Raw genomic sequence first — 24,754 nt, 5'->3', positions numbered from 1 at the left:
ATCAAACATGCGCAGGAGTTTTTATGTTTTAAAAACAGAGTAGTGCAGCCTGCTACTCAGGCCATTTCACGCGTGCACATATTGGCAAGTTCCCGGAGCACCTTGCGGGCCAGATCTATGCGCTGCACGTTGGTCAACTCCCGCACAACGGCCATTTTGTGGTCCGGGCGCAGGCGGACCACGCCATCTTTCCAGCGCCCCATCCACTGCACCAGCCCCGCCGGTTGGCAAAGCTGTTGTTGCGGAACTGGAGCACCATGCCTTTGGGGCCAGCCTCCACCCGCTCCACCCCGGCCTGACGGCAAAGTCTTTTAAGATCAACGATATTCAGCAGGTTTTTGACCTCATCCGGCACTGAGCCAAAGCGGTCAACCAGTTCCGCCTCCATGGCTTCAAGCTCAGCATCCGAGGCCAGTGCGCTGATTCTACGGTAAAGACCCAGACGCACCGGCAGGTCCGGCACGTACGCGTCGGGGATAAGGACTGGCAGGCCCATAACAATATTGGGAGTCCAACCCCGGTCATCCTCCGCATTCCGCCCTGTATCGGAGCGCAGGTCCGCCACGGCATCTTCCAGCATCTGCTGGTACAGTTCTATCCCTACCTCACGCACATGGCCGGATTGCTGGTCGCCCAGCAGGTTGCCTGCACCACGCAGGTCAAGGTCGTGCGATGCCAGCGTAAAGCCCGCCCCCAGCGTATCCAGTGTCTGCATGATCTCCAGCCGTTTTTCGGCTGAAGGGGAAAGTGCGTGTGTCTGTGGCCAGGTGAGATACGCGTAACCACGCTGTTTGCCACGCCCCACACGGCCACGCAGCTGGTAGAGCTGCCCCAGACCGAACATGTCGGCCCGGTGGATGATAATCGTGTTGACCGCAGGCATGTCCAGCCCGCTTTCCACAATATTGGTGGAGAGCAGGATGTCATACTGACCATCGGAAAACTCGGTCATGACCCGCTCAAGCTCCGTGGGAGACAGCCGCCCATGTGCCTGCACCAGTCGGGCATCGGGTACAATCGAGGCCAGACGCTCGGCCATCTGGTCCAGATCTTCAATTCGCGGAGCCACGCAGAAAATCTGCCCCCCCCGGAAGCGCTCACGCTGGATAGCCTCGCGGATCACCACGCTGTCAAACGGCATGATAAACGTCCGCACGGCCAAACGGTCCGTTGGCGGGGTTGCAATCAGGCTCATCTCCCGCACACCCGAGAGCGAAAGCTGGAGCGTACGGGGCAAGGGAGTAGCGGACAGGGTCAGCACATGCACATCCTCGCGCAGGGCTTTCAGCTTTTCCTTATGCGACACACCAAAATGCTGTTCTTCATCAATAATCAGCAGTTCGAGTGATGCAAAACTGACTGTCTTGGCCAGCAGGGCATGGGTGCCGATCACCACATTCACGCTGCCATCGGCCAGACCTTTACGCACCTCCGTGGCATCTTTGCCGGTAACCATGCGCGAAAGCTGGGCCACTTTTATGGGAAAACCCTCAAAACGGGCAGCAAACGTGCGGTAATGCTGGCGGGCCAGCAGTGTGGTGGGCACAACAACCGCCACCTGACCACCAGACATGGCCGCAACAAACGCGGCCCGAAGTGCCACCTCGGTTTTGCCAAAGCCCACATCACCACAGACCAGCCGGTCCATGGGTCTGCCGGAGGCCATATCCTCCAGCACGTCAACTATGGCGCGGGACTGATCCTCTGTTTCCACAAAGGGGAAGCGGGCACAGAATTCATCCCACAGGCCTTCGGGCGGCAGCAGCTCCGGTGCTTCCTTGAGTGCGCGCGCCGCTGCAGTGCGAATGAGTTCACCCGCCATATTGCGGATGCGGCTCTTCATCTGGGATTTACGGTTCTGCCAGGCAACACCGCCGAGCCTATCGAGCGACACACCGGCCTGATCCGAGCCAAAACGGCTGAGCAGTTCTATGTTTTCTACTGGCAGGTAGAGTTTTTCCCCACCGTCGTACAGCAGACGAAGGCAGTCATGCGGAGCCACGCCAACGCTGACCGTCTCCAACCCGTCATACCGACCAATACCATAATCCTGATGCACGATCAGTCCCCGGCTGAGAGTTCGCTGGCCTCGGCAATCAGTTCGTCCGCACGGCGGCGGCGGCGCGGCGGGCGACCAATGCGCTCACCCAGCAGGTCCTGCTCGGACACAAGCGCCAGATCCTCCGCCACAAAGCCGCGCTCCAGCCCAAGGGTCAACAAACCCACAGGGCCAGCCTTGGCCTTGCGCGCCTGCTCCCATGTCTCGAACGTATCTGTCGCCACGCCGTGTTCGCGTAGCAGAACCCCAATACGCTCGCGCGAGCCCTTGCTCCATGCGGCCACAAAAGTACGGCGCTTGACCTGCGCCCACTCACGCACCTGCTCACCTAGCAGGGAGAACACCTGCTCGCGCTGGGCTCCGGGCACGATCTTGGAAAACATTTTGCCCGGTCTGCCACCAACATCCACACCACCCGCGCCATCGGGCTGTGCGTAAGGGCTAAAGGCCACGGCAGGCAGGCGTGCAACAGCCGCCTCCCACCCCTTGAGGTCCATGTACAGCAGGTGCGGCGGCAGGGGGCGGTATGGTGTTTCCCCCTCCCTGACCGGCATTTTGCGGGCCTGATAATGGTCCGCAATCATATCCAGTCGTGCCGCCAGCACCTCCTCGACCTGATAGTCGAGCGAGAGAGAGGCACCGGGCAGGTAATCAAACAGTGTTTCCAAATGGTCATGGAACAGAGGCAGCCAGTGCTCGATACCGGGGTAGCGGCGGCCATCGGAAATATGTTCGTACAACGGGTCGGAGGCCGCAGCAGGGCCAAATGCATCGCGCCAGCCTGTGCGGAACAGGGAGATACTCGCACTATCGAGCGAAAACTCGGACACGGGGCAAAGCACCAGCATCGCGCTTATCGGTCGAGCGCTGTGTACCGGGGTCAAACGCACGGATATTCTCCACCTCGTCCCCAAACAGGTCGAGGCGCACGGGCTCGGGCGCACCTGCGGGGTACAGGTCAAAAATACCCCCACGGGTGGCAAACTCCCCTGCCTCCATCACCGTATCGGTGCGGGTGTAACCATTGGCAATCAGCAGGTCGATCAGCAGGGACTGGTCAAGGCTCTCCCCTGTGCGAATGCTCAGGGATTGCCCCTCAAACGTCTTGCGCGGGGCCACGCGCTGGAGCGCGGCATTGACCGTGGTTAGCACAAGGCGCGGTTTACCGCCCGAGGCCTCAAGCAGGCGGGTCAGGGTTGCCACCCGCTCGGCAACAATGGTGGGGTTGGGAGAAACCCGGTCGTATGGCAGGCAGTCCCATGCGGGAAAACGCAGCACCTCCACATCGGCCGCAACAAACGCCAGCATGTCCGTCAGCCGGGCCATGGACGCATCATTACGGGCTATGTGCAGCAGGGGCCCTGAGTGCTCACGCGCGCGCCGCGCAAGCAAAAGGGCGTCATACCCCTCCGGCACACCCCAAATGGTGGCGATCCGACGATCTGATACGGCGCCTGTGTCTGCTGTCATCTGCCCTGTTTCTCTTGTTTTGCCTGTTTTTTTAGCATGCAAAAATGGTTTATTTTCCGCACTTTGCGCGGCATGCCTCAACCATGCGCCGCAGCATGGGGGTCGCTTTTTCCTCCGGCAGAGGCAGGCGGCCGAACAGCCAGTCCGTCAGGTCGGGGTCGGGCATTTCGAGTATGGATTCCATATCCGCCAGTTCCGTGGCGCTCAGGTTGTCCGCCGTATCCTCCACAAAACCGCCGATCAGGATATCGGTCTCAAACGTCCCGCGATGATTGGCGCGGAATTTGAGCCGGCGGCGGCGGGCAGCAAGGGTATCTTCCGATCCATCAGAGGCATGGGAAGAAAGCGTGTCGGAAGGCGTTGTAAAATTGTGTTGCATGGCGTTGCTGTCCTATACCGGTGCTGTTCCTGTCTGTCAGCCTGCAAACAAAGGCCTGTCTACCGTCCGTGTCCAGCCCCCCATCCTTCACATCCGCTTCGGTTCCGCAATGGGCAAATACGCCTGCCCTTGCCGCCCTGCTCGCCCCGATGGACAGTCTGGGCTGCGTTAATGTGGCACGCGCACGCCTTTTGGCCAAAGTTACCGGTGGGTCACGGGTCATGGACCTGTTGTTCTGCCTGCCAGAAAGTGTAACGGACCGGCGCCTGCGCCCCTCTCTTGCACAACTCAGGGCTGACACAATTGCAACAGTTTGCGGCACGGTGCTGGATGTACGCGCCCCCGCGCCACGCACCCGCCAGCCATGGCGCGCGACCCTCTCGGATGAAAGCGGGTTGCTGGAGATCGCCTTTTTTTCTCCATGGCAGGCCAAGCAGGCTACGTGCGGGGCACAGATTGCCGTTTCGGGCAAAATAGAACGGTTTGGGGACAAGCTATGCATGACCTCCCCCGACTACCTGCTCCCCGCCCGCCAGATGGAGCGTATTCCATCGCTGGACCCGGTATGGCCCTTAACGGCGGGGCTGTTTGCCGGGCAGGTCCGCCAAGCCATGGCAGCAGCGCTGGCGCTGCTGCCCCCCGACCTGCCCGAATGGCATGACCCTGCCCTGATTGCACAAAAAGACTGGCCAGATTTTGCAACCGCGCTCGCATGGATGCACAGGCCAGATAGCATCCCCGACAGCCACACCGGGCAGGACTGGCAGGCTGCGCGCGCCCGCGCTCAGGCCCGGCTGGCCTGTGATGAACTTCTGGCCGACCAGCTCGCCATGCGCATAGCCCAACAGGCCAGCCGCAAACGCCCCGGGCGCAGCCTGCAAGGCAACGGCTCCTTGCAAAAACAGGCTCTGGCCGCCTTTGGTCACCCCCTTACGCCCGGGCAGACCCATGTGCTGCGCCAGATTGAGGCAGACATGGCCGCCCCCCACCGTATGAGCAGGCTCCTGCAAGGGGATGTGGGGGCTGGTAAAACTCTTGTCGCCCTGCTGGCCATGCTCCGTGCGGCAGAGGCTGGTGCACAGGCGGCCATTATGGCCCCGACCGAAATTCTGGCCCGCCAGCATGCTGCAACATTTACCCGCCTCTCGCCCGTGCCAGTGGCCTTTTTGTGCAGCTCGGTCAAAGGCAAGGCCCGCAAGCAGGCACTGGCGGACATGGCGGATGGCACGGCACGGCTGGCAGTTGGGACCCACGCGCTGGTGCAGGAGAGCGTAAAATTTGCCGATCTGGGACTGGCGGTAGTGGATGAACAACACCGTTTTGGCGTGGACCAGAGGTTGGCACTGGTGGAAAAAGGCCACCGGGCAGACATGCTGGTCATGACGGCAACCCCCATCCCGCGCACCCTGCTGCTGACCCAGTTCGGGGATATGCAGGTCAGCCGGCTGGAGGGCAAACCATCAGGCCGCAAGCCCATCCGCACGTCCTTGCACAGCCTGAACACCATGGACGATATTCTCGACGGGATTGCCCGCGCCCTTGAGTCCGGGGCGCAGATATTCTGGGTCTGCCCCCTTGTCTCTGAGAGTGAGGCACTCGACATTGCCGCAGCCGAGGCCCGACAGGCCGTGCTCATAGACCGGTTTGGTGATCTGGTGGGCCTTGCCCACGGACGGCAGGACACAAACGCGCGTGAGCAGGCCTTGCAGGACTTTGCCCAAGGCCGGACCCGTATTCTGGTCGCCACGACCGTGATCGAGGTTGGCGTGGACGTACCCAGCGCCACCATTATGGTCATTGAGCATGCCGAACGGTTTGGTCTGGCCCAGCTCCACCAGTTGCGCGGGCGCGTAGGCCGTGGCTCCAAGGCATCGTTCTGCCTGATGCTCCATGACGCAGGACTAGGCCAGACAGCCCGCAGACGGCTGGCCTGCCTGCGCGAGACCGAAGATGGTTTTCTGATTGCCGATGAGGACTTCCGCCTGCGCGGTGGCGGGGAGGCTACGGGACGCAGGCAGTCCGGCCTGCCCGAATACCGTATGGCGCCAGAAATTCTGGTTGATCTGCTACTGGACACCGCCCATGCCGAAGCACAGCGTATTCTGCCAGATATGCAGACAAGCCCTGCGGGCACCTACCGCCTGCCCACCTCTGCCCGCGTGCTTTTAACCTTTTTTGGCAAGGCCGATGCCGCCCGCATTTTTAGTGGCGGCTAACAGGGCAAGCCCGCGAGCCGTAGCAGATCAGCCCCCGGTTGCCGCCTGCCATGCCCTGACCTGCTCGGGGTCTGCATGCTGGGTAAAGGCGGATACGGCGGATACGCAATCTGCCCCGGCATTCAGGCACAAAGGTGCGCGCTGGAGTGTGATGCCACCAATAGCCACCAGCGGCATATCCCCGATCCGCTGCTTCCAGTCCCGCAGTTTTTCCACGCCTTGCGGACCAAAGGCCATTTTTTTAAGCCGGGTTTCCCATATTGGTCCCAGCGCCACGTAATCGGGGTTAAAGCTCAGGGCGCGCTCCAGCTCCTCATGACAATGGGTACTGATGCCAACGCGTAATCCGCCTTTGCGAATGGCAGACATATCCGCTGTATCCAGGTCCTCCTGCCCAAGGTGGATGTAGGACACGCCCTCTTCCAGCGCGAGTTGCCAGAAGTCATTGAGCACAAGGCAAACCCCATGCCGCGCCGCATAATCGCGCGCCTGACGCACCTGTGCACGCAACTCGGCTTCTGGCAGGTCCTTGACCCGGAGCTGGATAAAACGGGCCCCTGCCGCGCCTAGCCGGTCAACCCACAGAGCACTATCCACAACCGGATAGAATTTTTGCGGTAATGCGCTCATCCAAAAATGCCTTTCCCGCAACGGGGGTGGAAGGGGCTGCCATATCCCGCGCCTCCATCGGGTCTGCCTGACGTGCGAGCGTACCGGCCTGCACCGCCAGGCCAAAAGCCCGTGCCATAGCAACGGGGTCGCCCGCCTTGGCCACGGCGGTATTGATCAGCACCGCATCATACCCCAATTCCAACGCCTGTGCTGCGTGGGAGGGCACACCAATACCCGCATCCACCACCAACGGCACGGACGGAAAATGCGCGCGCATGGCCCGCAAGCCAAACAGGTTGTTCAGCCCCTTGCCTGACCCTATGGGAGCACCCCAAGGCATAAGCACCTCACACCCGGCGGCAAGCAGGCGCTCTGCCACTACCAGATCCTCCGTTGTGTAAGGGAACACCTTGAACCCTTCCTCCGTCAGAATCCGCGCAGCCTCGACCAGCCCGAACACATCGGGCTGGAGCGTATCCAGCTCGCCAATCACTTCCAGTTTGATCCAGTCCGTCCCAAAGACCTCACGCGCCATGTGTGCTGTTGTTACAGCCTCCCTGACTGTGTGGCAGCCTGCCGTGTTTGGCAGAACCGGCACACCAAGCTCCTGCACAAGTGACCAGAACGCCTGCCCTGCCCGCTCCCCCGCAGATTCGCGGCGGAGCGAGACGGTCAGCACGCCCGGCTGTGCGGCGAGAACTGCATCACGCAGAATTTCGGGGGATGGGTACTGCGCCGTACCCAGCATAAGAGCGGAGGAGAGTTCCTGCCCGTAAAACAATGCCGCCATATCCCTTATCCCCCCTGCATAGGGGCAACAATTTCCACCCGTGCACCAGCTGCCAGCGTGGCCTGCAACCGTTCGGTCTTGGGTACAAAATGCCCGTCAAGCGCGGTGGCAATGCGCGCACCGGCATACCCCAGCTCATCAATCAACCCGGCAAGGGTCGTGGCGGACACCTCCTGTGCCTCATCATTGACGGTTATTTTCATCGGGCATCACTCCTTGGGCTTTGATGGCCCGAAAACAAGGTCTGCGGCCTCCCTTGCCCGTGCGGGAGAGAGCAAAAAACCGTGACGGTACATGCCATTAACATACACATGCCGCCCCTGCTGCACCACTCGGGGCATATTATCCGGGTAGGAGGGGCGCAGACCTGTCCCCATTTCCAGAATTTCGGCCTCGGCAAAACCGGGGTGCAGGTCCATGCGGAATTAAGAAGCTCCATCATGGAGCGCACGGTCATGCCGCCTGCATTCTCGCTTTCCACCATGGTGGCACCGACCATGAACACATGGTTATCACGCGGGACAATGTAAACCGGAATGCGCGGATGCAGCATGCGCACGGGCCGGTGCAGAATAACGTCCTCGCAGCGCAGCAAGAGCATTTCGCCCCGCACACCGCGCAGGTGGTCAAGCTGGTCACGCACGTTCAGCCCTGTGCAATCCACCACCCAGTCAAATGCCGCCTCATCCGGGGCCTGCGCTGGGGCCACAACCACCTGCCCCCCAAACGCGCCAGAGACTCTGCCAGAGCAGGCAGTGCCTTGCGCGGGTCTACATGCCCTTCATCCGCAAAAAACAGACCTTTTTGAAACCGCCCTGCAAGATCTGGCTCCAGCCGTGCAATATCGGCCTCTCCCACGTTCTGGAAATGAGAGGTACGCCGCCCGAAACGCGCCAGTTCCCCCACGTCACGCGCGGGGGCCAGCACTAAGCTGCCCTCACGCACAACGCCGGGCACGTGGCTTGCCCACCAGTCCACCGAATCGACCGACTGAGCCGTGACTTCCGCCGGGGCGGACTCCGCCTCGCACCAAGGGGCCAGCATGCCGCCCGCCATCCACGATGCCCCGGCCCCTACCCTGTCTGCGCAGTCATACAGGGTCACGACCCCGCCACGCTCTGCAAGCGTTACGGCGGCGGTCAACCCTGCCACACCTGCCCCTTTAACCAGAATGTGGGGTTTGCCGTTCATGCGTCCTGCTTTCCACTTCCTCACGGGTATGCGCGTCTTGCGCGCCCCTGCGTGTTATAACACATCCGGTACACTCTTTACCGCACCGGCTCCTTGCCTGCCATTCACAAAAAACGAACCAGCAACACCATAAGCAGACAACATTCTGTAATCGCAGTCACAATCCAGCGCACCCCCATATAACCCGGGGGCACCCATCCACGCCGCCACGCCGCCCGCTCACCCAGTGCGACCAGAGGGAAGGCAACAGCCAGCACCGCAATCCCGCCCAGAGGGTGCCATATCTGCCCCACGCAGGCCGCAACCCAACCCGCCAGCGCAGGGATAACCCCAAGGATAAGGCGCAACTGGTCAGTGCGGGCGGCAGATGCCACAATAATGGTGCGCTCGGGCTCCAGCGCCTGCCCCCAATGAACCGCCCCAATAAAAGCAAGGCAGATTGCCCCGTAAAGCACCTCGGCCATAAGCAGGTTGGGGAGTGGTACGCGGGAATCGTAGAACACAATGGCGCATGTGCATAAAACATAGGGCAGAACCCCCGCCAGCATCAGCACCACACCCAGAAATGGAAGCTTCTTCATAGGGGAACGGACACCCTTTTCTCTGTATTTTCTTACACGCAGTGTTGACAGAAAAGCCCAAGACGCTGCCACTAGCAACCGCATGGGAAAAAGGCCCCATGCGGGTTTCGTCACAGACCAAGAATAAGAAACGACGGCACAGGCCCCAGCCCGTGCCCACGGACAAGCAGGAACAAACACACCATGAGCGCCATTGTTGACATCATCGCCCGCGAAATTCTGGACAGTCGTGGTAACCCCACCGTGGAAGTGGACGTGGAACTGGCATCTGGCGCCAAAGGTCGCGCGGCTGTTCCCTCCGGTGCTTCAACCGGTGCGCATGAAGCTGTTGAACTGCGGGATGGAGACGCCCGGCGTTATGGCGGCAAAGGTGTTCTAAAAGCCGTTGAAAACATTGAGAACGAAATCCTGCCCACGCTGCAAGGTGCAGAATCGTCCGACCAGATCGACATTGACAACGCCATGATCGATCTGGATGGCACACCCAATAAAAGCCGCATGGGGGCCAATGCCATTCTGGGGGTCTCGCTCGCCGTGGCCAAGGCAACGGCTGTTGAGCTGGAAGTCCCCCTGTACCGCTATATTGGCGGCGCATTCGCCCACATCCTGCCCGTCCCGATGATGAACATTGTCAACGGTGGGCAGCACGCGGACAACCCGATTGATATTCAGGAATTCATGATCCAGCCGGTTGGTGCGCCTACCGTTGCGGACGGTATTCGCTGGGGTTCGGAAATTTTTGCCCAGCTTAAAAAAGCCCTGAGTGCTGCGGGCCTGAACACCAATGTGGGGATGAAGGCGGTTTTGCCCCTGCCCTTAAATCTGCCGATGAGGCACTGGGCTTTATCACCCGCGCAGTAGAAGCCGCAGGCTACCGCCCGGGGCTGGACGTCACGTACGCGCTGGACTGTGCGAGCACGGAGTTCTTCAAGAACGGTCAGTACGTCATGGAAGGGGAAGGCAAGAGCCTGGATTCCGCTGGCATGGCTGCCTACCTGGAAGACCTGGTCAACCGTTATCCAATTGTCTCCATTGAAGATGGGATGGCCGAAGATGACTGGGAAGGCTGGGCCCTGCTGACCCAGATTCTGGGCAAAAAAGTGCAGCTCGTTGGCGACGACCTGTTTGTGACCAACCCCGAGCGCCTTAACCGCGGGATCAAAGCCGGCATTGCCAACTCCCTGCTGGTCAAGGTCAACCAGATTGGCACGCTGACCGAAACACTTCAGGCCGTGGAAATGGCCCACCGCGCCGGTTACACGGCGTGATGAGCCACCGCTCGGGCGAGACGGAAGATTCCACCATTGCCGATCTGGCAGTGGCAACCAACTGCGGGCAGATCAAAACCGGCTCGCTCTCCCGCTCTGACCGGACGGCCAAATACAACCAGCTGATCCGCATTGAACAGGAACTGGTGACCGCAGCCCAATATGCCGGGCGCACGATTCTTAAAAACAGCTAAAAACCGCATTCAGGGCAGCTTTGCCCGCCTTTTTGCTGTGTTGAGCATGGCCGGTCCCTAAATGCAGGGACCGGCTTTTTTTGTAAGCAACGTACTTTCCCACACGGGGTAATATGGGTTAGACATTACTCTGTATTCATGTCTCTTGGTAACCACGGACTCTGGCAGGGAGCTGACCAAAAGTGCAGATTGGCCGTTTCTTTCGCCGCGTGGTGCGGGCTGTGGTGCCACCGTTGGCATTTTTGAGCATTGCCGGTTACTTTGGCTGGAACGCCACACAGGGCGACCATGGCATGCAGGCCTACCAGCAGCAGCTTGGGTTGCTTGAGCAGGCAAAACAGGCCCGGACCGATGCACTGGCCGAGCAGAATGCATGGAAGCGCCGCGTAAACGGCCTGCGCGAGAATACGCTGGATACGGACATTCTGGATGAACGCGCCCGCGCATGCTGAACATGGCCAACCGCAACGACGTGGTTATTCCCTACGACCGGCGCGACCCTCTTTTTTAAGGCTTTGCCCCATGCGTTTTGCGCATGGCACACTTCCCATACTGGTCATTAGGCATAAAAAAACGGCGCCCGAGAGCGCCGTTTTTTATTTTACCGATACCGCCAGGATTACTTAATTTTGGCTTCACGGAATACGACGTGCTTGCGTGCAACCGGGTCGTACTTCTTCAGTTCCATTTTACCCGTGTGAGCGCGGGCATTTTTCTTGGTCACATAGAAGTAACCCGTGTCAGCCGTCGAGACGAGACGGATCTTGATGACGTTGGTCTTGGCCATGACTTCCTCAGCAGAACATATTTACAGAGCCGGTCCATACGGCTCCGGCGGTGTTCAAGTGCCGGCAAAATGCGCATACAAAGGCAAAAGGTCAAGCTTTCTTACATCAATATGGCGCCACGAACGCCAAAAGGAGACGAATTCATGCTGGATGTGGCAACCGCGCGGGCCAGAATTCTGGAAAACCTGCCCTCCTGCGGGCAGGAAACCGTAGCCCTGACCGCAGCATGCGGCCGCATTCTGGCACAGGACGTGCAGGCCCGCAGGGCTAACCCGCCGGTTCATGTTTCTGCCATGGATGGTTATGCCGTAAGGGCGGCGGATGCCCAACAGGGCGCAATATTGCGGGTTATAGACGAGGCCCCTGCGGGCAGGCCCTCCAGCCGCACTGTAGGTGCGGGCGAATGTATCCGCCTTTTTACTGGCAGTCAGGTACCAAGCGGGGCGGACTGCATTGTCATACAGGAGAACACAGAGCGGGCGGGCGAGCAGGTTACCCTGACCCGCACCGCCAGCGTGGGGCAGAACATCCGCACACAGGGGCAGGACTTTGCCCAAGGGGATGTACTACTCCGAGCTGGCAGCAGACTCGGCGCAAGGGACATCGGGCTGGCAGCAGCAGGCGGGCTGGTCTGGCTCCCTGTCGTCCGTCGCCCACGGGTGGGTATTTTAGCCACAGGAGATGAAATTCTGCTCCCGGGGGATACGGCACCGCCGGACGGCATTTTTAATTCCGCCTCCTTCATGCTCGCAGCCCTGCTGGGGCAGGAAGGCGCAGAGGCTCACATCCTGCCTGTTGCACGCGACAACGCGGCATCTCTGTCGCTGCATTTGCCCATATTCGTGACCTGGACATGCTTGTCACTATTGGCGGGGCCAGTGTCGGCACCTACGATCTGGTCCGCCCGACATTGGAGAAGGCGGGGCTTATCCAGAATTTCTGGAAAATAGCCATGCGTCCGGGCAAGCCACTCATGTCCGGCACGCTCAACGGCATGCCTGTGCTCGGCCTACCGGGTAATCCGGTTGCGGCACTGGTCTGCGGCATGGTGTTTGTACTTCCAGCCCTGCATAAACTCATGGGCCGCCCGGTAGCAGACACCCTGCAAACACAGCCCGCACTTTTGGGGGCGGATGTGGAGGAGAATGACCAGCGGCAGGACTTCCTCCGCGCCACGCTCCATACCGACGAAGAAGGACGCCTGTTTGCGACACCTTTTGGGCTACAGGGGTCGGGACAGTTGAACAGTCTGGCCCACAGCCAAGCGTTAATCGTGCGCGCCCCCCATGCCAGTGCCCAAAAAGCGGGTACACCTTGCCGTATCCTCCACCTGCCCTGAATTTTATATTGACAAAAACAAGAACTTACATAGAACAAATCGTGAGTTTTATCTTCCATTCCGAACAGACAGGCCGAGGTGCGACATGCTGACCAGAAAACAGCACAAGCTTCTTCTTTTCATTGATTCGCACCTCAAGCAGACCGGCTTTTCCCCCTCTTTTGATGAAATGCGTGAGGCCATGGGCCTGCGCTCCAAGTCGGGTATCCACCGCCTGATCTCGGGGCTGGAGGAACGGGGCTTTCTGCGCCGCCACCACCACCGCGCCCGTGCGCTGGAGGTGATCCAGCTCCCCGAAATGGAAGAGGAACTCCCCACCAACGTCATTCGTGGCAGCTTCGCACGGCAAAAGCAGGACACGACCAGAATTCCGCTATACGGTCGTATAGCCGCCGGCCTGCCGATTGAAGCAATGGCAGATACGTCCAGCTCCCTCTCCATCCCGGCTGACATGCTGGGAAGCGGAGATTACTATGCGCTGGAAGTTGCTGGCGATTCCATGATCGAAGCCGGAATTCTGGACGGAGATCAGGTGATTATAAAAAGAACAGATCAGGCGGAAAACGGGCAGATTGTTGTCGCTCTGATTGACGGGCAGGAAGTCACGCTCAAACGCCTGCGCCGCAAAGGCAGCATGATCGCACTTGAGCCTGCAAACACTCGGTACGAAACACGGATTGTCCCTGCCGAACGCCTGCAAATTCAGGGACATCTGGCAGGCTTGATCCGCCATTACTAAAAGCATGGTCCAGTTGTGCGCCTGCTTTTTTCGCAGGCACACAACCTGCCCTGTTTTTTATCGCGTTTCGCACTCAGTTCCCTGAGCGCATACCTTGGCCCATGAGGGAAAAAGAGCCGCCTGCTCCGCTACCGTAGCAGGTGTGATCTGGGGCAGGTGTTCCACTTCAGCCAAAATCCGCACCGCACCTTTTTGCGCAATGGTCTGGCTGTTGGCCGGATTACGCGGGCCATTGAGCACAACCCCGGCAACCGCCACACCCCGGCTACGCAAAGCCTGCAAACTCAGCAATGTGTGGTTAAGCGTGCCAAGCCCGCTGCGGGCCACCAGCACCACGGGCAGGCCCCAGAGTGCTGCCAAATCCAGCATCATCAATCTGTCTGTTGCCGGGACCATCAGCCCGCCAGCCCCTTCCACCACCAGCACCCGGCCTGCCTCTGTTTGGGGCAGGACAAGGTGTGCGGGGTCAATGACCACCCCTTCCGCCAGTGCGGCCGCCTGCGGCGAAAGTGACGCCTGAAACGCCCCCGCAGGTGGGTAGCACTCCGCCTGTGGCACCAGATCGGTCACAGTTGTGGTATCCCCGGTCTCATCCGCCAGTCCGCTTTGCAGGGGCTTCCAGTATGCCGCCTGCCACCGCTGGACCAGACAGGTCGAAACCAGTGTTTTGCCTACCCCCGTATCCGTGCCGGTTACAAACACACCCGCCACGGCAGGTTTACGAAAACAGCCATAAACCAGTTCCCACGTAACAGCACCTCCAGCCTGCTCCAGACGGCGGGCCACACGCTGGAGCGCCCCCGCCCCCATAGGCTGGCTACCCGGCTGAGGGACCGAAGCCCCTGTGGCTTTGAGGTGGCGTACAAATGCCAGACCGGAGTCAAAAACCTGTACGCAGCGTTCCGCCTCCCACACGCCGGAAAAGAGCCACGGCACCCACTGTTGTATGCTTGTCGCTTCTGGGTAGCGTGGGGTTGCGGGTTGCACGCCCTCCTGCGCGCAGGCGGCTTTCCACTCAGCAAAAGTCCCATCCAGCAGGGCAGAAACAGCCAGCACGCCGCCGGGGGCCAAAAGCCCGCCAAGGCGCTCCAGCACGGCTGCGGGCTGCTCCAGCCACTGCATGACCAGATTGCCGCAGACCACATCAAACGGCCCTTCAACCGTGGGGTTGGCCGCATCCATCCATGCAAACACTGTGTTGGGCGTACCGTTCTTTTTGGCGCGCTCGAGCATATGCGGCGCAAAATCGGTCGCAACAATCTGCGCGTCAGGCCAGCGCCGGGCCAGTTGCTCGGTCAGCAGACCCGTGCCGCACCCGATCTCCAGAATCCGCTTGGGGGCTTTACCATTCAGGCTCTTGGCAAGCCGGGTCACAAGTTGGCGGGCCGCAAGGCGCTGTACGGTTGCTGCACCATCGTACCCCGCCGCCCGGTCAAAGCTGTGGCGTATGCGCTCTTTGTGCGGCTTTTGAGTCATGTCGCATCCTGTTCCATTGTCTTACGTGCCGATTGCAGGAATGCCGCACAGGCCTGCACATGGGTTTGTGGCAGAAGATGCCCCCCTGTTATCCAGTGGACGTCCGCACCATGCGTAAAACTGTCCTCCGTCATGGCGGTGGAAACAACGGGGTCCTGCCGGGCTGCCAGCACGCGGCAGGGTTCCGCTGCATGGACCAGTCTGCTCCGGACATCGCCCGTGAGCAGCAGGTCAAGCCCGATACGCAGGTTGGGGACGTTAGGCCCACACCGGGTGGTCTCTTCTGCACCACAGAGGCCACGAAAATCGGCTAGAACCTTTTCTGGCGCATTGGCAAGCCCTTTGAGCATGCGCTGCAAAACACGCACAGGCACACCACTGGCAAACGTCTCACGCGCAGCAAAGGCCGCAAAAGCGTTAATCCCTACCAACCGGTTTGCAAAAGAAAGGTCCATATGCTGCGCCAGCCATAAAAAGCCCAGCGAGTGCCCGACCCCCAAAATAGCTGTACCCTGCGCCTGCGCAGCCTGCATCTGCTGTGCGGCAAGAGCGCAAGACGCGGGACGGGCCTGCCCCACAAACCCCAAATCCAGCGTCAGCGCATCATCCCACCCTAGCGCAGCCTGCACCGGCGCCCAGAAGTCTGGACCAAACCCCCAGCCGTGCACAAAAACGGGCTGGACGGGCCTCATCCCTCCATCTCCGCTGTACAGGCCCCAACGCCCTCAATAATGGCCGCTGCCAGCCCTTCCATCTGCGCCTCAGTATGGTGCGCGTGGAACACCACCCGCAGGCGGCACCCACCGGGAGGCACCGTTGGCGGACGAATGGCAACAGCCAGAAAGCCCGCCTGCTCCACAAGCCGCGCCAACGCCAATGCCGTATGCTCGGCCCCGACCACCACAGGCACAATCTGGGTGGCAGACAGCCCCACACCCAGCCCGGCACGCGCCATGCGCTGCCTGAACGCACTGGCAAGGCCTGCCACATGCGCGCGCTGGTCGGCCATACCGGGTAACAGGTCAAGTGCTGCGTCCACCGCCCCCAGCACCATGGGTGAGGGTGCGGTAGAATAGATAAAGCCCGATGCCGTATTATCCAGCCAGCGGCACACTGCCTCGGACGCGGCCACAAACGCGCCCATCCCCCCAGCGCTTTGCTGAAGGTGGCAACCACAAGGTCCGCCTGCCCGTTGACCAGCCCCTTGCCCTGCGTACCCAGAATGCCTGTGGCGTGTGCCTCGTCCACACACAAAAACGCATTGTGTCGCAAGGTTATGGCGCGCAGCTGCTCTATGTCCGCCCGGTCACCATCCATGCTGAACACGCTCTCGGTCAGCACGATTTTAAGGCCGTTGCCACTCTCCTGCCCCAACAGCGTATCCAGATGCGCCAGATCATTATGGTGGAAGCGCTTTGGCCGCACGCCTGCCGCAGCACACCCGTGGTAGAGGCTGGCGTGGATGAACCTGTCCGCAACAATAACGGCAGGCGCTCCTGTAACCTGAGCAGAAAGCCGGGCAAGAGCTGGTACAACAGAGGCATTGGCCTGCCAGCCGGATGAAAAAATGCGGGCGGCCTCCATCCCTTTCAAGCTCGCCAGCCGCTGCTCCAGCGCCACGGTCTGGGGCGGCGTGCCTGTGACCAGCCGCGAGGCTCCACTCCCACTGCCCTCTGCCTGCGCCCATGCCATACCCCGCGCATTCAGCAAGGGATGGGTACGTAGCCCCAAATAGTCATTGGACGAAAAATCGACCAGAACTGCCCCCGTATCGGGGTGCTGCAAAAGCCCCGGCCCTGCCGCATGCCACTGTTTGCATGCGCGCAAGCGCCCCTGTGCTGCAAAACCAGCCAGTCCTTGCTGGAAAAGATTATCAAACCGCGTCATGACATCTGTGGTGCCGGAGCCTGCTCTCCGGGTCAATCATCTACAGGAACACCACCGCATGTCCGCACCGGCCTCCATGCCCGACTGGTACCAAAAGGGTCTGCCCCATATCTGGCTCCCATATAGCCAAATGCAGGGCGCGCCCCCTCCACTGGCAGCACAAAGCACACAGGGGAGCCAACTGACCCTGACAGACGGACGCACGCTTGTTGATGGCGTTGCCGCGTGGTGGACAGCCTGCCACGGTTATAACCACCCCCATATCCGGCAGGCCGTTGCGCACCAGCTTGAGGTGATGCCGCATGTGATGTTTGGCGGCATGGTGCACGAGCCCGCGCTACGCCTTGCCAGCCGTTTGTGTGCCCTGCTGCCCGGAGATCTGGAGCGCGTCTTTTTTACAGATTCGGGTTCGGTTGCGGTGGAAGTCGCCATGAAAATGGCCATCCAGTACCGACTGAACAAAGGGGAACGCCAGCGTACCAAAATGCTGGCTTTCCATGGTGGTTACCATGGGGACACGCTGGCCACCATGGCCATTTGCGACCCAGAAGAAGGCATGCACCACCTGTACGGCCCAGCACTGACAGAGCATGTCATTGCCCCGCTGCCAGTGGATGCCGCGAGCACACAGGCATTTTTGGCCCTGCTTGCCAGCCATGCCCATGAACTGGCAGGCATTATCATGGAGCCACTGGTGCAGGGGGCGGGGGGAATGCTCTTCCATGCCCCCGAGGTCCTGCGCACGGTCCGCGCCGCAGCCGACCGCTATGATACCTTGCTCATTCTGGATGAAATTTTTACGGGTTTTGGCCGCACAGGGACCATGTTCGCTTGCGAGCAGGCTGGCATTACGCCGGATATCATCACCCTGTCCAAAGCCCTGACCGGGGGCACCATGGCCCTTGCCGCCACAATTGCGCGCAAACACGTCTTTGACGCTTTTTTGTCCGACAACCCCGAACATGCGCTCATGCACGGACCAACCTTTATGGCCAACCCGCTGGCCTGCGCCTGCGCCAATGCATCGCTCGACCTGTTTGAGTCAGAACCAAGGCTGGAGCAGGTGGCCACGATCCATGCGCGCATGAGTGCGTGGCTGGAGCCATGCCGGTCCCTGCCGGGTGTGCGTGATGTGCGGACATTGGGTGCCATTGGCGTTGTGGAACTGGACCGCATCGCCAAACCAGATGCGCTACGCCAGCAACTGATAGCTCATGGAGCGTGGATACGGCCTTTCCGCAATATTGTGTATCTGACCCCCGCCTTCACCATAAGCGAGCACGATCTGGACTTTTTGTGCCGCACAATCCACACCGTGCTGGCCAGTCAGGCTGAGTCTGCCTGCACGCTCCATGCGGCGCGCTGTATAAGGCCGGAGTTTTAGGCGGGGGCACCCGCCTTTATGGCGCGTGTGTGGGCAATAGACCTATGGGGTACGGGTCAACCACGCACGTGCTGCTTCCTCGTCCGTTTCACGCGCATCAACCCAGATGGCGCGGCCATCTTCATACTCCTCACGCTTCCAGAACGGTGCGCCAGTTTTAAGCCTGTCGATAAGGAAGGTGGTTGCTGTCAGGGCCGCCCCCCTATGTGCTGCCGCAGCCCCGACAAATACAATGCCTGCACCAATCTCCAGCCGCCCGATACGGTGAATAACGGTGCAGCCAGTCAGTTCAAAACGAACAAGGGCCTCCTGCGCCAGAGCCTGCAAGCTGGCCTCGGTCATGCCCGGGTAGTGCTCCAAAGTCATGGCCCGGAGCCCCTGCCCGCCACGGACCTGCCCCACAAACACCCCCACCCCGCCGGTATGGGGAGACAGGGCACTCAGGCGTTCAGTCTGCTGCCCCACGTCAAAAGGGGCGGCCTGTACACGGACATGGACTGGCATAACCCGCTCACCCCCCCGTCATGGGAGGGAAAAAAGCCACTTCGTCCCCCGGTTTGAGCATATGTTCAAAGGTGCTGAGCGTCTGGTTGACCGCAACACGCAACCGGGGCTGTTCAGCCAGCGCCTGCGCTATGGCGGGGTTTGCCCCTTCAATCTGCGCGCGCAGAGCCCTAACGGACAAACCGCCCGGAGCAATGCTCACGCTCAGGCTCTCCTGACCGATCTGCTCGCGCAATGCTGCAAAAAACAAGACTGTGACCTGCTCTGCCATAATCGCCCCATCACCCCCGACTTAACGCGCCCCTTATGGAGCCTGCCTTATAGAATACGCCTTATGGTTCTGTCGCATGTTAATGCGATGGCAAAGGCCGACGGTTGGGGGTGCCTATGGTGCTGAGCGAACCATCCGCATTGACCAGCGTTGTGGTGCCATCACCATTGGGAATTTCAATGGGTGCGGCAGCAAGCTTGCCTCCCCCTGTGGGCAGGGTACTGGTGTGCCCCGGTTCTGGCGCACCATACAGGCCGTTGCCCACAACGCCTTTGTGGATGTTAGCACGCTCGCCAATACTCATTTCCTGCCCATCGGGGAGTTGCGGCCCTGTGGCGGGGAGTTGCGCATCTGCTGGTTTGCCAGCGCGGCCTCTGGCCACATCTTCCAGCGTTGGCAGCGGGTCGGGCGGGCCGGGCCATATGTTGCCACCTTGGGGCAATATGGGCACCTCCCTGACAGCTTGCCCCTGTACGCGCCGCATGTTCAGGTCCGCACCAGTTGGAGCGTTGGGGTTTTCTCCGGGGAAGGCGTGTGTATCGGACAGGACTTTCTCAAAGCCCGCGCATCCGCTCATCAGCACGCACACTCCAAGAAGAGCGGCTTTTCTCATACCCAGACTCCGCATTACGCCACAGGTGCTGCAAGCCTAGCCATGACGCTGGCCCCATGCCCCACCACCAGTATGGGTACGCCCATAGCACGGCGGAACCGGTCAGTCGCGCAGGGTGGGCGGCTCAAGGCTGGTGTGGCTAAAGATCGACGTGCTGCAAACCCTTGCTCAGGTAGTCCCACCCGGTAATGATTGTCAGCACACCCGCAATCCAGAGCAGCACAGCCCCGATCAGGCAACGGGCAACCAGCCAATACCCAGCAGAGCACTTGTACCATCCCCTGCCAGCAAAAAGCCGATGGCGGTCATCTGGAACCCGGTTTTCCACTTTGCCAGTCGGGTTACGGGCAGGCTTGCACGCCGCTCGGCCAGATACTCACGCATGCCCGACACCAGAATTTCCCGGCACAGGATGATAATGGCGGGCCACAGACTCTGATAAGGTAGGCGTAAAAAGCCCGCCAGCACCATAAGGCAGGCCCCGACCAGAAGCTTGTCGGCTATGGAGTCAAACATACGCCCGAAGTCGGATAACTGATGGCGTGAGCGGGCCAGCTTGCCATCAAAATAATCGGTAATACCTGCCAGTATGAACAACAAGCACGCAAGCGCGTCTGTTTGCGGCGTTCCCCATGCGGCAAATCCAACCACAATGGGAATAGCCACAATACGCGAAAGGGTCAGGACGTTGGGCAGGTCTGTCAACATTGCCACGCATTCTAGCGCATTTCCCGCCAGACTGAAATGGTTTGACCTATCGCAAAGTCGTCACTGGCGCACAATTCCGCTGCAGGGCTGCCATCCATCTGCAACACACAAAAAATGGCGGCACTCAGTCCGCCGTCCAGCCGGGATGAAAATGCCCATAAACCGCCCGTGCAATCTCGCGGCTTACGCCCGGTGCAGCCTCCAGCGCCTCCAGCCCGGCCTGCTTGACCGCACGGGCTGAACCAAACGTATTGAGCAGCATTTTTTTGCGTGCTGGTCCAATACCGGGAATATCATCCAGCTCAGACGTAACCAGTGCCTTGGAGCGGCCTGAACGGTGGGTGGTAATGGCAAAACGGTGTGCCTCATCACGCAGTCTTTGCAGGTAATACAGAACCGGGTCGCGCGGTTCGAGCTGAAAAGGCTCCCTGTGATCAGTATGGAACCATTCCCGCCCTGCGTCCCGGTCCGGCCCTTTGGCAATCCCCACAAGCTTGACGCCGGTGACACCCAGATCATCCAGAACCGCCCGCACAGCGGAGTACTGGCCTGCCCCACCATCAATAAGCAGCACATCAGGCCAGTTGGAGGTATCCCCCTCCTCTGCCTCGCGCAGGGCGCGGCCAAAGCGACGCTCCAGCACCTCACGCATCATGGCAAAGTCATCCCCCGGCGTAATGGGGCCTTTAATGCGGAATTTACGGTATGCCTTGCGGTTAAAGCCCTCTGGCCCACCCACAATCATAACCCCGTAGGCGTGAGCACCCTGAATGTGGCTGTTATCGTAAACTTCTATCCGCTCGGGTGGGAGGTCCAGACCCAACACATCTGCAACACCCTGGAGCAGTTTGGCCTGCCCTGCCGTTTCGGCCAGCCTGCGGTTGAGCGCATCGCGCGCATTACTTACGGCGTGGTCCACTACCTGCTTTTTCTCCCCCCGCTGAGGGTTGAGAATTTCCACCTTTCTGCCCCGCCTGAGCGTAAGTGCTTCGGCCATCAACGGGCTTTCGGTCAGGGCGTGGTTCACCAGAATCTGGGCAGGACAGGGTTTATCGTCATAGAACTGGGCAATAAATGCACCCAGAATATCCTCCGGCGTTTCATCCTGCGCATGAGCGGGGAAGAACGAACGGCTGCCATTGTTACGCCCGCCACGCACAAAAAAGACCTGAATGCAGGTCTGCCCCGCCTCCTGCCACAGGCCAAACACGTCTGCCTCGGGCAAAGAGGCCGGGTTGATCACGCTGGACTCCTGCATTTGCGCCAGTGCGCGAATACGGTCACGCAGGACAGCCGCGCGCTCAAAATCCAGCGCCTCAGACGCCCGGTTCATATCGGCCCCCAATGTCTCCCGCAGGGCCGAATCCTTGCCTGAGAGAAAATCCCGCGCCTGTTCAACCAGTTGCCCGTAATCCTGCTGGCTTATGCGCTCCACACAGGGGGCGGAGCAGCGTTTGATCTGGAACAGAAGGCACGGGCGCGTACGGCTGTTAAAAACGGAGTCCGCGCACGAGCGGAGCAAAAACACGCGCTGGATCAGGTTAAGCGTCTGGTTAACCGCCCATGCGGAGGCAAAAGGCCCCCACAGGCTGGCCCCCTTGATTGCTTTGCCCCGATGCTTGGCAATCTGGGGGAAGGCCTGCCCATCGGTCAGCATCAGCCACGGGTAGCTCTTGTCATCACGCAGTAGAATATTGAAGCGGGGCTTCATCCGCTTGATGTAGTTGGCCTCCAGCAGCAGGGCCTCGGCCTCTGTGTGGGTGGTCACGATTTCCATGGAAGCCGTTTCCGACACCATGCGGCGCAAGCGCTCGGGCAGGCGGGCGACCTGCGTGTAGGATGTCACCCGCTTTTTGAGCGAGAGCGCCTTGCCTACGTAGAGCACCTCCCCCTTACTACCGAGCATACGGTAAACACCGGGGGCAAAAGGCATTGTGCGCAGGGCAAGGCGTATGACCTCCACCCCCTTGAGCGGCGCATCCAAGGGCATGCCGGGCTGTGCGGGCGTGTTATCCTGTGTCGAATTTTGTGCAGTCATCTGGCGCTCTGTGGGGGGCGATCAATTTCATCCACCGTTTTTGTGGATAACTCTGTGGACGATGGGGGGCCGAAAGGGTGCAAACCGCAGATTTTCAGCCCTTCCAACGGATTGCATAGTTTTTAATCAAACAATCCAGACCCTTGATTTAAAAGGGTTTTACTCTTTAGCACTCTTAACCCATCTTTGCTTTTTCGAACTCTTTGTTGAAAATAGGGCGTGTCAAGAGGAATAGTGGACAAAATTTTCAGTCCGCGGCATGGGCTGCAATCTCGCTTTGTTCTGCAACCTGCTCCGCCTTTTGCAGAAGCCGCAAAAAATTTTCTCCCCAGAAGGCCGCAATCTCGCTTCTGTCATATCCCCGTCGGAGCAGCTCGGCCGTAATGTTCGCCCCCTGCGTGGCATCCTGCCAGTCCTCCAGAGCGCCACCACCATCAAAGTCAGAGGATATGCCCACGTAAGCAGGCCCCAGCCTGCGCACAACGTAGTCTATATGGTCCACAAGGTCGGCCACTCCGGCTGAACGCCTGCCCTCCTCGGGTTTTGGCTTGAGAAATGCGGGCATGGCGGTAATCTGGATCAGCCCACCGCTGGCCCCCAACGCGTCCAGTTGCTCATCATCCAGATTACGCGGATGGTCGCACAATGTGCGCACGCAGGAATGGCTGGCGACAATTGGCGTGGCGGATGCTGCAACCGCCTGCAACATGGTCTGTTTGGATGCGTGGGACACATCCACCAGCAGGCCCAGCCGGTTCATCCTTTGCACCGCTTCCCGCCCAAGGGCGGAAAGACCACCGTGCTTTTGTGGCGTATCCCCAAGACTGGGGCGATGGATGGCCGCATCGGCCAGCGCATTATGGCCGTTATGCGTCAGTGTGACATACCGCGCCCCGCGTTGTGCAAACGCGTCCAGCATGGCCGGGTCATCCCCCATACCATAGCCATTTTCACTGCGGGAATAACTGCAATCACACCCTTTGCATGGGCTGCACGGATATCGGCAACGCGCGAACACACGACCGCTGTTACCCCGTTATGCGTCCCCTGCATGGTGTTAATGGCATCCAGCATGGCCAGACACTCCTGCTGGACCTGTGCATGCGCCTGCGCCGTAACCGCCCCCTGTGCGGTATAAGCCACAAAGCAGCCAGCAGACATGCCACCGCGCTGCATTTTGGGTAAATCCACCTTGCGCAGGGGCGTATCTTCAAACGCATCGGCTGTCGGGCCATGGAATATCAATATGGCTATCCAGCGTCAGGAGAGCACGATGCAGGTCTATGGCAGCCTGCGGTGGGACGGGCGGGGTGCGTTGGGTATCCATTCTTTTAATATCATGGGGCGGCACAGAAAATTGCAAGACTCCTCCCCCGTTTCCATCAGGGAAGTGGGCCCTCTTTTTACTTGCTCTGCCCGGTGCAATACGCCATGCCCTGCGCATGCGACTTGTGACATGGAACATCAATTCCCTCCGCCTGCGTCTGCCACTGCTGGAAAAGCTGTGTGCCACCGTGCAGCCAGACGTTGTCTGCCTGCAGGAAACAAAGGTGCCTGATGCACTTTTTCCGCAAGACGGCGTGCGCGCGCTCGGTTTTGAGCACCTGCACTACAAGGGGATGAAGGGCTATAACGGCGTGGCCATTCTATCCCGCCTGCCGCTTACACCCGCCGCAGATACTCCAGTCTGGTATGGTCAGGAAGATTGCCGCCATGTGGCCGCCACCATTCATGCTCCGGGGGGTGACATAGCCGTGCATGATTTTTACGTCCCCGCCGGGGGGGACGAGCCAGACCCTGCAATCAACCCCAAATTTGCCCACAAACTTGCCTTTGTGGAAGAAGTGACCACGTGGTTTGCCGGGCAGAAACCCGCGCGAACGGTGCTGGTCGGGGACTTTAACATCGCACCTCTTGAGCATGATGTGTGGAACCACAAACAACTGCTCAAGATTGTCAGCCACACACCACCAGAAACCGAGCGCCTGAACCGCTGGCAGCAGACCGGCTTTGTGGACGCCATGCGCCATTTTGTGCCGCCTGCGGACAAGCTTTATACGTGGTGGTCTTACCGTAACCGGGACTGGCGCAAGTCCAACCGGGGCCGCAGGCTGGACCATATATGGGTCACCCCCGACCTGGTACCTGACCTTGCCAACATGTCCGTGCTGGAAGATGTGCGGGACTGGCCCTCCCCCTCCGACCATGTGCCTGTGGTCATGGACATAGGCCCGCAGGGTTGAGCAC

16 protein-coding genes and 8 pseudogenes are annotated in these 24,754 nt (G+C 60.1%); 7 read left to right on the top strand and 17 right to left on the bottom strand.

The genetic code is table 11. The features are described 5' to 3' along the window. Window positions 1-56 precede the first annotated feature (56 nt). Window positions 57-3,529, bottom strand: a pseudogene (mfd, locus tag JCM25146_RS16180) (transcription-repair coupling factor). Between the two features lie 49 nt (window positions 3,530-3,578). Beyond that, the gene (locus tag JCM25146_RS00485; protein ID WP_025825059.1) at window positions 3,579-3,908 is read right to left on the bottom strand and encodes an FAD assembly factor SdhE; all 330 of its coding nucleotides are present in this window, start codon (window positions 3,906-3,908) and stop codon (window positions 3,579-3,581) included. 68 nt (window positions 3,909-3,976) lie between these two features. On the opposite strand from JCM25146_RS00485, the gene recG reads away from it, so the two are divergent. Beyond that, complete coding sequence (gene recG, locus JCM25146_RS00480) at window positions 3,977-6,124, top strand: ATP-dependent DNA helicase RecG (RefSeq protein ID WP_025825057.1); 2,148 nt, start codon at window positions 3,977-3,979, stop codon at window positions 6,122-6,124. A 27-nt stretch (window positions 6,125-6,151) separates the two neighbouring features. Here the strand turns inward: recG and JCM25146_RS00475 are convergent, their stop codons facing one another. From JCM25146_RS00475 to JCM25146_RS00455, 5 genes and pseudogenes are all read right to left on the bottom strand, one after another. Then, a complete protein-coding gene (locus JCM25146_RS00475; RefSeq protein WP_025825055.1) occupies window positions 6,152-6,754 on the bottom strand; it encodes a thiamine phosphate synthase in 603 nt (200 codons plus the stop codon). Then, window positions 6,714-7,526, bottom strand: a complete 813-nt coding sequence (locus JCM25146_RS00470) for a thiazole synthase (protein ID WP_025825052.1) — start codon at window positions 7,524-7,526, stop codon at window positions 6,714-6,716. Before JCM25146_RS00470 ends, JCM25146_RS00475 begins: the two co-directional genes overlap by 41 nt. 5 nt (window positions 7,527-7,531) lie before the next feature. Further along, complete coding sequence (gene thiS, locus JCM25146_RS00465; protein WP_025825051.1) at window positions 7,532-7,729, bottom strand: sulfur carrier protein ThiS; 198 nt, start codon at window positions 7,727-7,729, stop codon at window positions 7,532-7,534. A gap of 6 nt (window positions 7,730-7,735) precedes the next feature. Then, a pseudogene (locus JCM25146_RS16175) lies at window positions 7,736-8,717 on the bottom strand (FAD-dependent oxidoreductase). A 104-nt stretch (window positions 8,718-8,821) separates the two neighbouring features. Next, window positions 8,822-9,298, bottom strand: coding sequence for a DUF3429 domain-containing protein (locus JCM25146_RS00455; RefSeq protein ID WP_025825049.1), 477 nt, complete (start codon window positions 9,296-9,298; stop codon window positions 8,822-8,824). A 183-nt stretch (window positions 9,299-9,481) separates the two neighbouring features. Between JCM25146_RS00455 and eno the strand changes: the two are divergent. Both eno and JCM25146_RS16165 read left to right on the top strand, forming a co-directional pair. After that, window positions 9,482-10,760 (top strand): annotated as a pseudogene (eno, locus tag JCM25146_RS16170) (phosphopyruvate hydratase). 182 nt (window positions 10,761-10,942) lie between these two features. Continuing rightward, window positions 10,943-11,271, top strand: a pseudogene (locus JCM25146_RS16165) (FtsB family cell division protein). A gap of 108 nt (window positions 11,272-11,379) precedes the next feature. Here JCM25146_RS16165 and rpmG read toward each other — a convergent pair. Further along, window positions 11,380-11,547 (bottom strand): 50S ribosomal protein L33, encoded by a 168-nt coding sequence (gene rpmG, locus JCM25146_RS00435; RefSeq protein WP_003623017.1) that lies wholly within the window; start codon window positions 11,545-11,547, stop codon window positions 11,380-11,382. 69 nt (window positions 11,548-11,616) lie between these two features. Between rpmG and JCM25146_RS16160 the strand changes: the two are divergent. Further along, a pseudogene (locus JCM25146_RS16160) lies at window positions 11,617-12,887 on the top strand (molybdopterin molybdotransferase MoeA). Window positions 12,888-12,972: 85 nt separating this feature from the next. Next, window positions 12,973-13,626 carry a transcriptional repressor LexA gene (gene lexA / locus JCM25146_RS00425; RefSeq protein ID WP_025825042.1) on the top strand — a complete coding sequence of 218 codons (654 nt, stop codon included), beginning with the start codon at window positions 12,973-12,975 and terminating at the stop codon, window positions 13,624-13,626. 57 nt (window positions 13,627-13,683) lie between these two features. Here the strand turns inward: lexA and bioD are convergent, their stop codons facing one another. The 3 genes and pseudogenes from bioD to JCM25146_RS16155 form a co-directional block, all read right to left on the bottom strand. Then, on the bottom strand, window positions 13,684-15,102 hold the full coding sequence (gene bioD, locus JCM25146_RS00420; protein WP_025825041.1) for a dethiobiotin synthase: 1,419 nt from the start codon (window positions 15,100-15,102) through the stop codon (window positions 13,684-13,686). Further along, the gene (locus JCM25146_RS00415; protein ID WP_025825038.1) at window positions 15,099-15,794 is read right to left on the bottom strand and encodes an alpha/beta fold hydrolase; all 696 of its coding nucleotides are present in this window, start codon (window positions 15,792-15,794) and stop codon (window positions 15,099-15,101) included. The genes bioD and JCM25146_RS00415 overlap by 4 nt, the downstream gene beginning before the upstream one ends. Further along, window positions 15,791-16,989: pseudogene (locus JCM25146_RS16155) on the bottom strand (aminotransferase class I/II-fold pyridoxal phosphate-dependent enzyme). The gene JCM25146_RS00415 and the pseudogene JCM25146_RS16155 overlap by 4 nt, the downstream one beginning before the upstream one ends. 58 nt (window positions 16,990-17,047) lie before the next feature. Here JCM25146_RS16155 and JCM25146_RS00395 point away from each other — a divergent pair. Continuing rightward, a complete protein-coding gene (locus JCM25146_RS00395; RefSeq protein ID WP_025825030.1) occupies window positions 17,048-18,373 on the top strand; it encodes an adenosylmethionine--8-amino-7-oxononanoate transaminase in 1,326 nt (441 codons plus the stop codon). Window positions 18,374-18,415: 42 nt separating this feature from the next. Here the strand turns inward: JCM25146_RS00395 and JCM25146_RS00390 are convergent, their stop codons facing one another. The 6 genes and pseudogenes from JCM25146_RS00390 to JCM25146_RS16145 all read right to left on the bottom strand — a co-directional run bounded on the left by JCM25146_RS00390 (window position 18,416) and on the right by JCM25146_RS16145 (window position 23,834). Then, window positions 18,416-18,877, bottom strand: a complete 462-nt coding sequence (locus JCM25146_RS00390) for a molybdenum cofactor biosynthesis protein MoaE (RefSeq protein ID WP_025825028.1) — start codon at window positions 18,875-18,877, stop codon at window positions 18,416-18,418. Window positions 18,878-18,884: 7 nt separating this feature from the next. Beyond that, window positions 18,885-19,148 carry a molybdopterin converting factor subunit 1 gene (gene moaD / locus JCM25146_RS00385; protein ID WP_025825025.1) on the bottom strand — a complete coding sequence of 88 codons (264 nt, stop codon included), beginning with the start codon at window positions 19,146-19,148 and terminating at the stop codon, window positions 18,885-18,887. A 79-nt stretch (window positions 19,149-19,227) separates the two neighbouring features. Further along, window positions 19,228-19,761 (bottom strand): hypothetical protein, encoded by a 534-nt coding sequence (locus JCM25146_RS00380; protein ID WP_025825023.1) that lies wholly within the window; start codon window positions 19,759-19,761, stop codon window positions 19,228-19,230. A 139-nt stretch (window positions 19,762-19,900) separates the two neighbouring features. Continuing rightward, window positions 19,901-20,469 (bottom strand): annotated as a pseudogene (pgsA, locus tag JCM25146_RS16150) (CDP-diacylglycerol--glycerol-3-phosphate 3-phosphatidyltransferase). A 124-nt stretch (window positions 20,470-20,593) separates the two neighbouring features. After that, the gene (gene uvrC, locus JCM25146_RS00370; RefSeq protein ID WP_035371652.1) at window positions 20,594-22,459 is read right to left on the bottom strand and encodes an excinuclease ABC subunit UvrC; all 1,866 of its coding nucleotides are present in this window, start codon (window positions 22,457-22,459) and stop codon (window positions 20,594-20,596) included. A gap of 295 nt (window positions 22,460-22,754) precedes the next feature. Then, window positions 22,755-23,834: pseudogene (locus tag JCM25146_RS16145) on the bottom strand (dipeptidase). 115 nt (window positions 23,835-23,949) lie between these two features. Between JCM25146_RS16145 and JCM25146_RS00360 the strand changes: the two are divergent. Further along, window positions 23,950-24,750, top strand: coding sequence for an exodeoxyribonuclease III (locus JCM25146_RS00360; RefSeq protein ID WP_025825019.1), 801 nt, complete (start codon window positions 23,950-23,952; stop codon window positions 24,748-24,750). The last annotated feature ends 4 nt before the right edge of the window (window positions 24,751-24,754 follow it).

The sequence above is a fragment of the Acetobacter okinawensis JCM 25146 genome, from assembly GCF_000613865.1.
GTDB lineage: Bacteria > Pseudomonadota > Alphaproteobacteria > Acetobacterales > Acetobacteraceae > Acetobacter > Acetobacter okinawensis.
This window is presented reverse-complemented; position numbering and strand designations above follow the sequence as displayed.

Excerpts from the sequence above, each read along its gene's own strand:
- thiS (WP_025825051.1), bottom strand. The coding sequence starts at position 7,729 with ATGAAAATAACCGTCAATGATGAGGCACAGGAGGTGTCCGCCACGACC.
- JCM25146_RS00475 (WP_025825055.1), bottom strand. The coding sequence starts at position 6,754 with ATGAGCGCATTACCGCAAAAATTCTATCCGGTTGTGGATAGTGCTCTG.
- uvrC (WP_035371652.1), bottom strand. The coding sequence starts at position 22,459 with ATGCCCTTGGATGCGCCGCTCAAGGGGGTGGAGGTCATACGCCTTGCC.
- JCM25146_RS00470 (WP_025825052.1), bottom strand. The coding sequence starts at position 7,526 with ATGGCGGCATTGTTTTACGGGCAGGAACTCTCCTCCGCTCTTATGCTG.
- JCM25146_RS00455 (WP_025825049.1), bottom strand. The coding sequence starts at position 9,298 with ATGAAGAAGCTTCCATTTCTGGGTGTGGTGCTGATGCTGGCGGGGGTT.
- bioD (WP_025825041.1), bottom strand. The coding sequence starts at position 15,102 with ATGACTCAAAAGCCGCACAAAGAGCGCATACGCCACAGCTTTGACCGG.
- JCM25146_RS00395 (WP_025825030.1), top strand. The coding sequence starts at position 17,048 with ATGTCCGCACCGGCCTCCATGCCCGACTGGTACCAAAAGGGTCTGCCC.
- JCM25146_RS00485 (WP_025825059.1), bottom strand. The coding sequence starts at position 3,908 with ATGCAACACAATTTTACAACGCCTTCCGACACGCTTTCTTCCCATGCC.
- JCM25146_RS00360 (WP_025825019.1), top strand. The coding sequence starts at position 23,950 with ATGCGACTTGTGACATGGAACATCAATTCCCTCCGCCTGCGTCTGCCA.
- JCM25146_RS00390 (WP_025825028.1), bottom strand. The coding sequence starts at position 18,877 with ATGCCAGTCCATGTCCGTGTACAGGCCGCCCCTTTTGACGTGGGGCAG.
- moaD (WP_025825025.1), bottom strand. The coding sequence starts at position 19,148 with ATGGCAGAGCAGGTCACAGTCTTGTTTTTTGCAGCATTGCGCGAGCAG.
- lexA (WP_025825042.1), top strand. The coding sequence starts at position 12,973 with ATGCTGACCAGAAAACAGCACAAGCTTCTTCTTTTCATTGATTCGCAC.
- JCM25146_RS00415 (WP_025825038.1), bottom strand. The coding sequence starts at position 15,794 with ATGAGGCCCGTCCAGCCCGTTTTTGTGCACGGCTGGGGGTTTGGTCCA.
- JCM25146_RS00380 (WP_025825023.1), bottom strand. The coding sequence starts at position 19,761 with ATGAGAAAAGCCGCTCTTCTTGGAGTGTGCGTGCTGATGAGCGGATGC.
- rpmG (WP_003623017.1), bottom strand. The coding sequence starts at position 11,547 with ATGGCCAAGACCAACGTCATCAAGATCCGTCTCGTCTCGACGGCTGAC.